Below are 13,657 nucleotides of genomic sequence, written 5' to 3'. Positions count from 1 at the left end.
TGACGAAGGAAGAGCGAGGACTTGTAGCGGATAGCCCGGTTCGCTTTTTTCAGCGAACACGCCCAAAGAATTAAATTTATTCTACAGAAAAACAATCATAAGCCACCAGAAAATTGGAACACTTTCGACCCAAAAAGAAGTGTAATATTTCGATCGCTTTTGGTTTGCAAACAAAATAAACAACATTAACATGATGACCATAATAAGATTTATTATGAGTTCATGAATACTAAAAGTCCATAGACCAACGATCCAAAACGGAACCAATAATGAAAATCCTAAAATTTTAGTACGCTTCACTCCTATTGTTTGCGGAACGGTTTTTAAATGCGGATCGTCATTTGCTAAATCCAAAATTTCGAAAACCAAAATCAGCACAAAAACCAAGACAAATCGCTGAATGCATTTGATATAAAAATTAGGTACAAAAGGAATTTCTGCATTTATATAAGGTAAAACCAATGTAGCACCTACCCAACAAAGTGCAACGATGTAAATTTTTACGCCGGCCCAATTTCTGGCATTTTTGCGATTCGGGAAAAACGGAAGTGTATAAAGTGCTGTTATGGCAAAAATGCCGAAGGAAACTATTTGAGTAATTCGCTTTAAATGAAAAAAATAATAGCCGACTAAAATCAGGGATATAAAACTTAAAACAGCAATAATTTTTAATTGATTTCCTATTGGTTTTTTCTTCACGCGAACCAATGCATCATATTTAACAAAATTATACCCCACAATTGTTCCAAAAAAAACGAACAAACCCATTGGCTCATCATACTGAATATGAAACACATGAAACGTAATTCGGACCAGAGCATAACAGGATAAAGCCACATGAATACTGCTGTTGAGGTAAAAATCGAATATGTGTTTTAATAGTTTCATTTCCTAATTCTAATCAATTATTAACAAATCAACTCTTTAGTTGTAAATTTCATAAAAATTGAAGTTAAAAATACCTATTAAATTATTAATAATACTTAATTTTGCGCGACAAAAAAACAACACATTTACTATAAAATGTAATAAACGTTGTGTAACACCTGATTAAATCAAAGACAACACATTGAATATTACATTGCCCTAAAAAAATAGATAGCTACAAATGAAAACAGATGCTTTTGCTTTAAGACACATTGGCCCAAGAGAAACAGATCTTCAACACATGTTACAAACCATTGGAGTTGAATCGATCGAACAACTTGTTTACGAAACGCTTCCGGATGATATTCGTTTAAAAGCACCTTTAAACTTAGATCCAGCTATGACAGAATATGAGTTTTCGAACCATATTCAGCAATTGGGTAATAAAAATAAAATCTTTAAAACGTACATTGGTTTAGGTTACAATCAGGCAATTGTTCCGGCTGTGATTCAACGTAATGTTTTTGAAAACCCGGGATGGTACACGGCTTATACTCCGTATCAGGCCGAAATTGCACAAGGTCGTCTTGAAGCAATTTTAAATTTTCAGACTACTGTTATTGAATTAACAGGAATGGAAATTGCAAATGCATCTTTACTTGATGAAGGAACTGCTGCTGCCGAAGCTATGGCATTATTGCTGGACGTTCGTTCTCGCGATCAAAAGAAAAACAACGTAAATAAATTTTTCGTTTCAGAAGAAATTCTTCCTCAGACACTTTCTGTTTTGCAAACTCGTGCAACACCTATTGGAGTTGAATTAGTAATTGGCAACCATGAAACTTTTGATTTTTCTACAGAATTTTTCGGAGCTATTTTACAATATCCTGGAAAATACGGACAAGTTTACGATTATACTGCTTTTATTGAAAAAGCGGCTGCAAGCGAAATTAAAGTAGCCGTTGCTGCTGATATTTTAAGTTTAGCAAAATTAACACCTCCGGGAGAAATGGGAGCTGCAGTTGTGGTAGGAACAACACAACGTTTCGGAATTCCGTTAGGTTACGGTGGTCCTCACGCTGCGTACTTTGCAACAAAAAATGAATACAAACGAAGCATGCCCGGACGTATTATTGGGGTTACTGTTGATACAAACGGAAACCGCGCTTTACGTATGGCATTGCAAACCCGTGAACAACATATCAAACGTGATAAAGCAACTTCAAACATTTGTACGGCTCAGGTTTTATTATCTGTAATGGCAGGAATGTATGCAGTGTATCACGGACCAAAAGGTTTACAATATATCGCTAATAAAGTACACGCTGCGGCAGCAACTTTAGCAAACGAATTGAAAACTTTAGGTGTAGAACAATTGAACTCAGCTTTCTTTGATACCATTTTAGTAAAAGCTGATGCTAAAAAAGTAAAAGCAGTTGCAGAAGCAAAAGAAGTAAACTTTTACTATGTTGATGAAAACACAATCTCTATTTCGTTAAACGAAACTACAAGTGTTTCTGACGTAAACGATATCATCACTATTTTTGCTGAAGCACTTTCGTTACAACCCACTACAATTTCTGACTTTACAGAAACAAATCATTATCCTGATTCAGTAAACAGAACTTCTAGTTTCCTGACACATGATGTTTTCAATAAATACCATTCTGAAACGGCGCTAATGCGTTACATCAAAATGTTAGAGCGTAAAGATTTAGCATTGAATCACTCGATGATTTCGCTAGGTTCTTGTACCATGAAATTGAACGCTGCTGCAGAAATGCTTCCGTTAAGTAACCCAAACTGGAATAACATTCACCCTTTTGCTCCGCTTGACCAAGCTCAGGGATATCAGGAAATGTTGAAAAAATTAGAACAGCAGTTAAATGTAATTACAGGTTTTGCCGGAACTACTTTACAGCCAAATTCTGGTGCACAAGGAGAATACGCAGGACTTATGGTTATTCGTGCGTACCACCAATCTCGTGGAGACGATCATAGAAATATTGCTTTGATACCTTCATCGGCTCACGGTACAAACCCTGCTTCGGCTGCTATGGCAGGAATGAAAGTTGTGGTTACTAAAACGCTTGAAAACGGAAATATCGACGTGGAAGATTTACGTGAAAAAGCAATTCTTCATAAAGACAATCTTTCTTGTTTGATGGTAACGTATCCATCAACTCACGGAGTTTTTGAAAGTGCAATTCAGGAAATTACAAAATTAATCCACGATAATGGTGGACAAGTTTATATGGACGGTGCAAATATGAACGCGCAAGTAGGGTTAACAAATCCGGCTACAATTGGTGCTGATGTTTGTCACTTGAACTTACACAAAACATTCGCGATTCCTCACGGTGGTGGAGGTCCAGGTGTTGGTCCTATTTGTGTGGCGCCACAATTAGTTCCTTTTTTACCAGGAAATCCGGTAATTCCAACAGGAGGAGAAACTGCAATTACAGCTATTTCTGCTGCTCCTTGGGGATCTGCATTAGTTTGTTTGATTTCTTACGGATATATTTCAATGCTTGGTGCCGAAGGTTTAAAAAGTGCTACTGAACATGCGATTTTAAATGCCAACTATATCAAAGAAAAATTAAACGGACATTACGATACTTTATATTCTGGAGAAATGGGTCGTGCAGCTCACGAGATGATCTTAGAATGTCGTCCTTTCAAACAAAAAGGAATCGAAGTAACAGATATCGCAAAACGTTTGATGGATTACGGTTTCCACGCACCAACAGTTTCTTTTCCGGTTGCAGGAACTTTAATGATCGAACCAACTGAAAGTGAAAACTTAGAAGAATTAGATCGTTTTTGTGACGCTATGATTTCAATCAGAAAAGAAATTGAAGCGGCTACAATCGAAGACAGCAATAATGTATTGAAAAATTCCCCTCATACTTTAGCAATGTTAACTGCTGAAACCTGGGAATTTCCATACACAAGAGAACAAGCTGCTTTTCCATTAGAATATATTGCCGATAACAAATTCTGGCCTTCAGTTCGAAGAGCAGATGATGCTTTTGGAGATAGAAATTTAATTTGTAGCTGTGCTCCTATTGAAGCTTATATGGAAAACTAAGAAATAGTTCTCTTTATTATAAATTATTAAGCCCGACAGATTTTTAAACTTGTCGGGTTTTCTTTTAGTTATTTTTGTTTCAGGTTTAACGTTTCAAATCCAGACGTAACCCTGAAACCTCAAACCTGAAGCAACAAAAAATAACTATACCGAAAATCTCAAACGTTTGAAATCTCGGTTAAACTCAAAAATCATTAAAAAATAAACAATAAATCCGATAAATAATTATTATTTCATAATTATATGCATGCATAGTATTTTTTATGATAGTTATCATAAATTTATTTATAATTTAGCGATAAATTTACCGGATAATTCAGGAATAATGAAAATAAAAATAATAGGCATAGGAAGTTATATTCCAAACAAAGAAGTGAGCAATACTGATTTTGGTGATCATGTTTTTTTGAATGAAGACGGAACTCCTTTTGCTTACCCAAACGAAGTTGTAATTAAAAAATTTAAAGGTATTACGGGAATCGAAAATCGCCGTTATGCCGAAGATCATCATACCTCATCTGATCTCGCTTTTTTTGCTGCCGAAAGAGCAATTGAAAATGCTAAAATCGATCGTGAAACTTTAGACTATATAATATTTGCACATAATTTTGGAGATGTAAAATCAGGAACAAATCAATCTGATATTTTACCAAGTTTAGCAACTCGTGTAAAAAACAAATTAGATATTAAAAACCCAAAATGTGTCGCTTATGATATTCTTTTTGGATGTCCGGGATGGATTGAGGGCGTTTTACAGGCAAATGCATTTATCAAATCCGGAATGGCAAAAAGAGTTTTGGTCATTGGTGCAGAAACGTTATCAAGAGTTGTTGACGATCATGATCGTGATTCAATGATCTATTCTGATGGTGCAGGTGCTTCAATTTTAGAAGCTTCTGATGATGAAGAAACTGGTTTGTTATCCTATGAAAGTGCTACATACGCAAATGATGAAGCTAACTTTTTATACTTTGGGAAATCATACAATCCAGATTTAGATCCGGATATTAAGTATATTAAAATGTATGGCCGTAAAATTTACGAATTTGCTTTAAGCCAGGTTCCATGTGCTATGAAAAGCTGTCTTGACAAAAGCGGAATTGGAATTGACGACGTAAAGAAAATCCTGATTCACCAGGCCAATGAAAAAATGGATGAAGCGATTATTGCTCGTTTCTACAAATTATACGACAGAACGGCACCCGAAAACATTATGCCAATGAGCATTCACGATTTAGGAAACTCAAGCGTTGCAACAGTTCCTACTTTATATGACTTATTAATTCAGGGGAAATTAGAAAATCACGAAATCAACAAAGGTGATGTTGTAATTTTTGCTTCGGTTGGAGCAGGAATGAACGTTAATGCTTTTGTTTACCGATACTAGTTTACAGTCGCAGTATTCAGTCACAGTCTGCTGAACTGATTACTGAGACTGAATCTCAAAACTAAAAAAAGTCCGCACCTTAAAATGCGGACTTTTTAGTATATTTGCGCCTTTGCCGATAAAAAATAAAAAATGTACGAAAAAACGTTTCCGAATAAAAGATTCAAACTTACTTTAGAGTTTTTACAAAAACACGTTAAAACATCAGAAACCATTTTTGATTTTGGTGTGCCAAATCCATTTTCTAAAATAATGGAAGAAAATGGCTATACCGTAAAAAACACAAAAGGTGAAGATCTAGACAACGATCAGACTGCTTTACAAACTGAAGATTACACCGTTTTTACCGCATTTGAAATTTTCGAACATCTTCTAAATCCATACACAATTTTAGAAAACGTGAAATGTGATAAATTACTAATTTCAATTCCGTTACGTTTGTGGTTTTCACCGGCATATCGTTCTAAAACCGACATGTGGGACAGACATTACCATGAATTTGAAGATTGGCAATTAGACTGGCTTTTAGAAAAAACAGGCTGGAAAATTACCGACAGACAAAAATTCACGCATCCGGTAAAAAAGCTTGGTTTCAGACCATTATTAAGATATTTCACTCCAAGATATTATATTGTTGTAGCGGAGAAAATAAAAGCTTAAACAAATTCCAAAAAATAAATTCCAAATTCCAATTTGAACCAGCTTTAAATTGGAATTTGGAATTTTAGAAAATTGGAATTTATTTTTATAATGTTGGAATTTGGAATTTAAAAAATTGGAATTTAAAATGAAGTATTATATCGTTATTCCCGCGCACAACGAGCAAGACCTTATTGGTTTGACCTTAGATTCTTTAGTTTCTCAAACTGTTTTACCCTCAAAAGTTGTTGTTGTAAATGACAATTCTACAGATAAAACAGAAGAAATTGTGTTGGGATATGCAAAAGAATATCCATTTATTTCTGTAGTAAACAAAACTTCGGATGCAATTCATATGCCGGGGAGCAAAGTAATTCAGGCTTTCCAGAAAGGTTTTGAAACGTTGGATTCAGATTATGATATTATTGTAAAAATAGACGGCGATTTAATTTTTCCAGTTAACTATTTCGAAACTATTATTAAACATTTTCAATCTGATCCAAAAATTGGAATGGCTGGAGGTTTTTGTTACATAGAAAAAAATGGAGACTGGATCTTAGAAAACCTAACCGATAAAGACCATATTCGAGGTGCATTGAAAGCGTACAGAAAGGAAACGTATCAGCAAATTGGAGGCTTAAAACCTTCTATGGGTTGGGATACTGTTGACGAATTACTGTGTAAATATTATGACTGGAAAATAGTTACCGATGAATCTTTACATGTAAAACACCTTAAGCCAACAGGCGCAAACTACAACAAAACAGCACGTTATAAACAAGGCGAAGCTTTTTATACATTAGGATATGGTTTTACAATCACGGCAATTGCATCAGCAAAACTGGCGATGATGAAGAAAAAACCATTTTTATTTTTTGACTATGTCAGAGGGTTTTGGAAAGCAAAAAAAGCAAAAACTCCTTTATTAGTTACTCCCGAACAAGCTAAATTTATTAGAAATTACCGTTTGAAGAAAATGAAACAAAAGTTAATTTGACTCGGAAAATAACCGAAATTCCTTAACTCATAACCCAAAACTCGTAACTTCTTTTTACCTTAGCCAATATTTGTAAAACTATGATGCTAATTCGTTATTTATCCCAGATAGGGAGATATTTTTTAATGCTGAAAGAAATTTTCAATAAACAGACCAAATGGCCTGTTATGAAAAGTTTGATTTTAAAAGAAATCGATGATTTAATTATTGATTCCCTTGGAATCGTTTGCTTTATTTCCTTCTTTATTGGAGGAGTTGTTGCGATTCAAACTGCGCTGAATTTAACTAATCCTTTAATTCCAAAATATTTAATTGGTTTTGCCACACGTCAATCTGTAATTCTGGAGTTTGCTCCTACTTTTATATCTGTTATTATGGCAGGTAAAATGGGTTCATATATTACTTCAAGTATTGGAACGATGCGTGTTACTGAACAAATTGATGCTTTAGAGGTTATGGGTGTTAACTCATTAAACTATCTTGTATTTCCAAAAATAATAGCCCTGCTAATGTATCCTTTTGTGATTGGAATCAGTATGTTCCTTGGTGTTTTTGGCGGATGGCTTGCTTGTGCCTACGGTGGATTTTCAACCAGTGAGGATTTTATTCAGGGTGCTCAAATGGAATTTATCCCTTTTCACATTACATATGCATTTATCAAAACCTTAATATTTGCAATGTTATTAGCGACAATTCCTTCTTTTCATGGATATTACATGAAAGGTGGTGCACTTGAAGTTGGTAAAGCAAGTACAGTTTCATTTGTATGGACATCGGTTTGTATTATTCTCTTTAATTATATATTAACTCAATTATTATTAGGATAATGATAGAAGTAAAAAACATAGAAAAATCATTTGGTGACAGTAAAGTTTTAAAAGGTGTTTCAACAGTTTTTGAATCTGGAAAAACCAACTTAATTATTGGGCAAAGTGGATCCGGAAAAACAGTTTTATTAAAAACGTTATTAGGAATTCATACACCTGATTCAGGAACTATTGAATTTGACGGACGCATTTATTCTGAATTAAATCCAGATGAAAAAAGAGAATTAAGAACTGAAATTGGAATGGTTTTTCAAGGAAGTGCTTTATTTGATTCGATGACTGTTGCAGAAAATGTAGCTTTCCCTTTAAAAATGTTTACCAATGATAACAAAGCCAAAATCAAAGAGCGTGTTGATTTTGTTTTAGAAAGAGTAAACTTAGTCGATGCACACCAAAAATTACCTTCGGAGATTTCAGGAGGAATGCAGAAGCGTGTGGCAATTGCACGTGCTATTGTAAATAATCCAAAATACTTATTCTGCGATGAGCCTAACTCAGGTTTAGATCCAAATACATCTACTTTGATCGATAATCTTATTAAAGAAATTACCGAAGAATATAATATCACAACCGTTATCAATACGCACGATATGAACTCAGTAATGGAAATTGGAGAAAATATTGTCTTTCTAAAAAAAGGAATAAAAGCATGGCAGGGAACTAAAGAAGAGATTTTTAGAACTGATAATAAAGATATTGTCAAGTTTGTTTACTCTTCAAACCTGTTTAAAAAAGTTCGAGAAGCTTATTTAAAAGGCTAAAAACTTTTTTAAATTGTAAAAGTAAAAATTCCAATTCTCTTGGAAAAACTTAATAAAAAATTCCAAATTCCAACTGCTACAGTTTGGAATTTGGAATTTTTCTTTTATTTGGAATTTAACTTTGATTCGAATTTATTAATTCAACCTCGGCATTTGGATTAAAAAGATAGGTCTTTCCGGAACTTATTTCTATACATTCAAAACGTTTGGTTCGAACAGCTAACTTCTTAAATATTTTTCCGTTTTTAATTCTGAAAACACTTCCATACGGAATTTCAAAAACATAGTTTTTATCATTTCCCGCATCGTATTGTTTTAATGCCAGAGACAAAGTTGTATCTGTGTCGCTACTTGCAGATGGATTTTTAAAATGTCGTGCTAATAACGGCAATAAACCACCAGGAAAGATCTCGGGACGAATAAAAGGAATCATCATACGCTGAAAAGTATGCTTCCATTCATTTCCGTGAGGTTTTATATTTCTTCCGAATTTTTCAAATGCCACTAAATGAGAAATCTCATGGATAAGCGTAATCAAAAAACGATATTTATTTAAACTCGAATTTACCGTAATCTCATGTTTACCACTTGGTCCTCTCCTGTAATCTCCATGACGCGTCTGGCGTTCATTTACGATTTTTAGATGAACCTGATTATTAACAATCAAATCAAAGACAGGCTTTACAGCGTGTTCGGGTATATATCTTGCTAGAGTTTCGTTCAATGTTTTAAGTTAAATGTTATTCGTTAGATGTTTTAAAAATTGGAATTTGGAATTTATTTTTTGGAATTTAAAAAATTTAAGGATTTGTTGAAGAAACTTCTAAAACTTTTCCGTTAAAATATTTATTTCCGTTAAGAGTAAAATCATAAATATAATTTGCCATTCCTTCGGCAGAAATTGGCGCCTGATAACCTGGAAAAGCCTCCTGAAGCATTTCTGTCTGAACTGAACCCAGAGCTAAAACATTAAATGAGATTCCTTGCTCCTTATATTCTTCTGCTAATAACTCGCTTAATGTAATTACAGCTCCTTTACTGGAACTATAAGCAGCTAATCCTGCAAATTTAAGACTTCCTCTTACTCCGCCAATAGAACTGATGGTTACAACATGACTTCCTTTTTGAAGATAGGGCAAACAAATTCTGGTAAGATTCGCCACTGCAAAAACATTTACTTTATAAATACTTTCAAAATCAGCCTGAGTGGTTTCAGCGAAAGGTTTTAATAATAAAGCTCCGGCATTGTGAACTACTGCATCCACTTTTTCCCAGGTAGATGAAAGAAAATTTTCTACTTCCTGCAAAGCAGTTTCATCTGCCAGATCAACTGAAAGGCAAGTAATATTTTGATGTTCTAAAAGCGTTTGAGGTATTTTTCTGGAAATGGCTAAAACCTGATTTCCGGCATTAGCAAATTGTAAAGCTAATTCGTAACCAATTCCTCGACTGGTTCCGGTAACAATAATATTTTTCATAAAGCAAAAATAAGCAAATCAGATAGAAAGACCGATTATTTATTCATTGTAATTTCTTGTGTTGGCGAAGTTGCAATTATAGTTACAGCTGGCAAAAATTCTTGTATAAAAGATGTCATATGCGGAATATCCATTACTTTGAATTCATCTGAGACATGGTGATAAAAATCAAAATTCTCAAAATCAAAAGTACTTATTGATTGACATGGTTTCTTGAAAACATCATAAAAAGAATAATTGTCTGATCTGTAAAATAATTCATATTCAGCTTCTTTTGGTAAAAAGCCAATTGTTTTTTTGCCTGTATATTCATTGATTTTTTCCGCCATGTTGGATTTGTCAAAACCGGTAACATACGCCAGATAATCACGTTTCATAGGAACGCCAATCATTTCGATATTTAATTGTGTGTATAAATTAAAATCTTGCTTTTTAAGTTTTTGCACTAAACTTTTAGAACCTAACAACCCTTTTTCTTCTCCGGTAAAAAACACAAAAAGAATACTTCGTTTATTTGATTTTGTCTCACTAAAATATTTCGCCATTTGCGCAACAGCTGTAACTCCTGATGCATCATCATTAGCTCCATTAAAAACAATGTCAGCTTGTTTCTTTTTCTCTAATCCAATATGGTCATAATGTGCGCTTAGAACTATAAACTCTTTTTTGAGAACCGGATCAGTTCCTTCTAAAACTCCAACAATATTAAAAGCGGCAGCTTTAAAATTTGTAATTGTATCGCGATAAGAAGAAAAATATGGTTTTACATTGTTTTTTTTAAAGAAATCTTCTAAAAAAACCGCAGCTTTCTCTATTCCTTTTGTTCCGGTTTCACGGCCTTCTAATTCATCTGAAGAAAGATACTTAAGGAATTCTGAAACTTCTGCTTCATTAACTTTATAAGCGACTTCAATAGGTTTTGAATTTTCTTTTGAAGTCTTTTCACTTGTTGACTGAATTGATTTGCATGCTAATAAAACAAACGGAAGAAGAAAATATAGTTTTTTCATAAACTGAAATGTTTTTGACTTCAGAATTAAATTTCTAAAGCAGATAATTTAAAATATTTTTTATACACTTTGTAAGCCTGAACGATTCCTTAAAATGGGTACCGAAATAAAACGAGGATTATAAATTTTAAAACAAATTCTTTACCAAAAGAATTTGTAAAATCAAACTCAATGTTCTTAAAAACAGACATCAAAGTTCCTGCAATATAATAATATTTTAACTTTCTATCTATTGTAAATTTAAGTAATGATAAACTTTAAATCATTAACGGAGATTTTCGATTGTTTGAACATATAATAGTCATATTCTGGCTGTCTTTTCGACAATAGCAACTTAGACAATGGAAACTACTAGTTTCTATATTCACTGGTAGAATCAGCAATCCCAGAATTTTCAATGACAGCAATATTCTGAAATTTTAAAACTGCTACTTTTATCAAAGTCTGATGATGGATACAATTTTCCAGATTATAAAGTAATTCACGATAATAACTACTTTGAATTCTGATTGCAAGTCCACCAATAACATGCTCAAGATAAAGAATTTTATTTTCACTTTTTAATCCCGTTCTTATTTCAACAACGCATTGCTTCGCAAATTCAATTTCTGTTTCAATTTGATCATTTCTTTCTCGATTGCCATAATTCAAAATACCTAAATCATAACTATTTTCAAGACATTGAAACATTTCGATAATGTGTCTTGTGTGTTCACCAATTGTTTCATTCCCTAAAGATTCACAAGATTTAGAATATCCTTTATCTGACAATTGATTTAACAGATAAATTAATTCATCTAAACTGTAACGTATTGATTTTAATAACATGGCTATTTAAATTTAGAAAGTTAAACAATTGTTTTTTATAATTTAAGGCAATCTAAAACATAAACGAAATAGGCTACAAACCGAATCTTGCGTCTATTATAATATACGATCATTATTGATTTATAGTTTCCCTCGAATTTCAAAAAATGTCAACTACCATTTTAAATTCACTCTTACAATCAGAAATACATTTTAATTTATCATTTTCAATATTTTCCAAATAAAAAACCCTTTCAGACACTAAGTCTGAAAGGGTTTGATTCTTTATATTTAAATAAATTATCCTGCGATAACTGATCTTGAAATCACTATTTTCTGAATTTCGGAAGTTCCTTCATAAATTTGAGTAATTTTTGCATCACGCATAAAACGTTCTACATGATATTCTTTTACATAACCATTTCCTCCGTGAATCTGAACTGCTTCAACAGCCGTATCCATAGCTACTTGCGAAGCAAATAATTTTGCCATTGCCCCACTTACATCATAGTTTTTATGCTGGTCTTTATCCCACGCTGCTTTCATACATAAATGACGCGCTGCTTCGATATTAACCGCCATATCTGCTAATTTAAACGCAATTGCCTGGTGATTGCAAATTTCAGTTCCAAAGGCTTTACGTTCTTTAGAATATTTTAAAGCCAACTCATAAGCTCCGGAAGCGATTCCTAAAGCTTGAGATGCAATACCGATACGTCCGCCGGCAAGAGTTTTCATCGCAAATTTGAATCCGAAACCATCTTCACCAATTCTGTTTTCTTTAGGAACTTTTACATCACTAAACATTAAAGAATGTGTATCAGAACCACGAATTCCCATTTTTTGTTCTTTAGGACCAATAGAAAATCCCGGCATATCTTTAGTCATGATCAACGCATTAATTCCTTTGTGTTTTAATTCCGGATGCGTTTGAGCAATTACTAAATAAACGGATGCTGTATTTCCGTTTGTAATCCAGTTTTTAGTTCCGTTTACAATGTAGTGATCTCCCATATCTACGGCAGTCGTTTTTTGCGAAGTTGCATCACTTCCTGCTTCCGGTTCACTTAAGCAAAATGCTCCGTGAATTTCACCCGATGCTAAACCCGGTAAATATTTTTGTTTTTGTTCTTCGGTTCCAAATTCTTGTAAACCCCAACAAACTAATGAGTTGTTTACTGACATTACTACCGAAGCTGATGCATCAACTTTAGATATTTCTTCCATAGCAATTACATATGAAATAGTATCTAAACCGCTTCCTCCGTATTTAGGATCAACCATCATTCCCATGAATCCTAATTGTCCCATTTTTTTTACTTGCTCGGTCGGAAAAATTTGTTTTTCGTCACGTTCAATAACTCCAGCCAACAATTCGTTTTGAGCAAAATCTCTCGCAGCTTGTTGAATCATTAAATGTTCTTCGGTAAGATTGAAATCCATAATTGTATTTTTTTATTGTTTCATCTAAACCAAATTTCAAATATTTTGTTTAGCTGATGGTTAGTTTTGTTTTTTGAATGTTTTATTTCCTAAAAAAAAGGCTCCCAAAGATAAATTTTAAATGTTGAATTAACAATGCACGCATATAAATTTAATATATCGACAGTAAATTACGATATCGTTTTCGTAATAATTATAAAATTTAGTAATACAGGTACTAAGTTAGCAACGTTTTCTTTAAATTTTACGAATTTAATACCCGCAAAAACATCTAAAATACAGCAGATTTTACAAAAGTTAATCTACTAAAGATTAAACAAACCTTAAAATGCGTAAAACTACGTAAAATT

Annotated in this window: 12 protein-coding genes; 6 read left to right on the top strand and 6 right to left on the bottom strand. The window is 33.2% G+C overall.

The genetic code is table 11. The features are described from left to right. Positions 1-81: 81 nt before the first annotated feature. Positions 82-888 carry a hypothetical protein gene (locus tag ACHRVX_RS16500; protein ID WP_395334149.1) on the bottom strand — a complete coding sequence of 269 codons (807 nt, stop codon included), beginning with the start codon at positions 886-888 and terminating at the stop codon, positions 82-84. Positions 889-1,108: 220 nt separating this feature from the next. On the opposite strand from ACHRVX_RS16500, the gene gcvP reads away from it, so the two are divergent. The 6 genes from gcvP (at position 1,109) to ACHRVX_RS16470 (ending at position 8,569) form a co-directional block, all read left to right on the top strand. After that, positions 1,109-3,958 carry an aminomethyl-transferring glycine dehydrogenase gene (gcvP, locus tag ACHRVX_RS16495; RefSeq protein WP_395334147.1) on the top strand — a complete coding sequence of 950 codons (2,850 nt, stop codon included), beginning with the start codon at positions 1,109-1,111 and terminating at the stop codon, positions 3,956-3,958. A gap of 325 nt (positions 3,959-4,283) precedes the next feature. Beyond that, the gene (locus ACHRVX_RS16490; protein ID WP_395334872.1) at positions 4,284-5,345 is read left to right on the top strand and encodes a 3-oxoacyl-ACP synthase III family protein; all 1,062 of its coding nucleotides are present in this window, start codon (positions 4,284-4,286) and stop codon (positions 5,343-5,345) included. 132 nt (positions 5,346-5,477) lie between these two features. Further along, positions 5,478-6,005: a methyltransferase gene (locus tag ACHRVX_RS16485; RefSeq protein WP_395334145.1), complete on the top strand. Its 528-nt coding sequence runs from the start codon at positions 5,478-5,480 to the stop codon at positions 6,003-6,005. 127 nt (positions 6,006-6,132) lie between these two features. After that, on the top strand, positions 6,133-6,981 hold the full coding sequence (locus tag ACHRVX_RS16480) for a glycosyltransferase (RefSeq protein ID WP_395334143.1): 849 nt from the start codon (positions 6,133-6,135) through the stop codon (positions 6,979-6,981). An 80-nt stretch (positions 6,982-7,061) separates the two neighbouring features. Further along, positions 7,062-7,808, top strand: a complete 747-nt coding sequence (locus tag ACHRVX_RS16475; RefSeq protein ID WP_395334141.1) for an MlaE family ABC transporter permease — start codon at positions 7,062-7,064, stop codon at positions 7,806-7,808. After that, entirely contained in the window at positions 7,808-8,569 is a 762-nt protein-coding gene (locus tag ACHRVX_RS16470) for an ABC transporter ATP-binding protein (protein WP_395334139.1), read from the top strand. The genes ACHRVX_RS16475 and ACHRVX_RS16470 overlap by 1 nt, the downstream gene beginning before the upstream one ends. A 115-nt stretch (positions 8,570-8,684) precedes the next feature. On the opposite strand, the gene ACHRVX_RS16465 is transcribed toward ACHRVX_RS16470, so the two are convergent. The 5 genes from ACHRVX_RS16465 to ACHRVX_RS16445 all read right to left on the bottom strand — a co-directional run bounded on the left by ACHRVX_RS16465 (position 8,685) and on the right by ACHRVX_RS16445 (position 13,307). Next, positions 8,685-9,293 carry a SprT-like domain-containing protein gene (locus ACHRVX_RS16465; protein ID WP_395334137.1) on the bottom strand — a complete coding sequence of 203 codons (609 nt, stop codon included), beginning with the start codon at positions 9,291-9,293 and terminating at the stop codon, positions 8,685-8,687. Positions 9,294-9,369: 76 nt separating this feature from the next. After that, positions 9,370-10,047: an SDR family NAD(P)-dependent oxidoreductase gene (locus ACHRVX_RS16460; protein WP_395334135.1), complete on the bottom strand. Its 678-nt coding sequence runs from the start codon at positions 10,045-10,047 to the stop codon at positions 9,370-9,372. A 35-nt stretch (positions 10,048-10,082) separates the two neighbouring features. After that, a complete protein-coding gene (locus ACHRVX_RS16455; protein ID WP_395334133.1) occupies positions 10,083-11,057 on the bottom strand; it encodes a M20/M25/M40 family metallo-hydrolase in 975 nt (324 codons plus the stop codon). Positions 11,058-11,408: 351 nt separating this feature from the next. Next, complete coding sequence (locus ACHRVX_RS16450; protein ID WP_395334131.1) at positions 11,409-11,885, bottom strand: DinB family protein; 477 nt, start codon at positions 11,883-11,885, stop codon at positions 11,409-11,411. A 279-nt stretch (positions 11,886-12,164) separates the two neighbouring features. After that, positions 12,165-13,307: an acyl-CoA dehydrogenase gene (locus tag ACHRVX_RS16445; protein WP_395334129.1), complete on the bottom strand. Its 1,143-nt coding sequence runs from the start codon at positions 13,305-13,307 to the stop codon at positions 12,165-12,167. Between the last annotated feature and the right edge of the window lie 350 nt (positions 13,308-13,657).

Origin of the sequence: Flavobacterium sp. FlaQc-47 (assembly GCF_044006475.1) — a bacterium.
In the GTDB taxonomy this organism is placed as follows: Bacteria; Bacteroidota; Bacteroidia; order Flavobacteriales; family Flavobacteriaceae; genus Flavobacterium.
The sequence above is the reverse complement of the archived record's forward strand: the minus strand, read 5'-3'. Positions and strand labels throughout refer to the sequence as shown.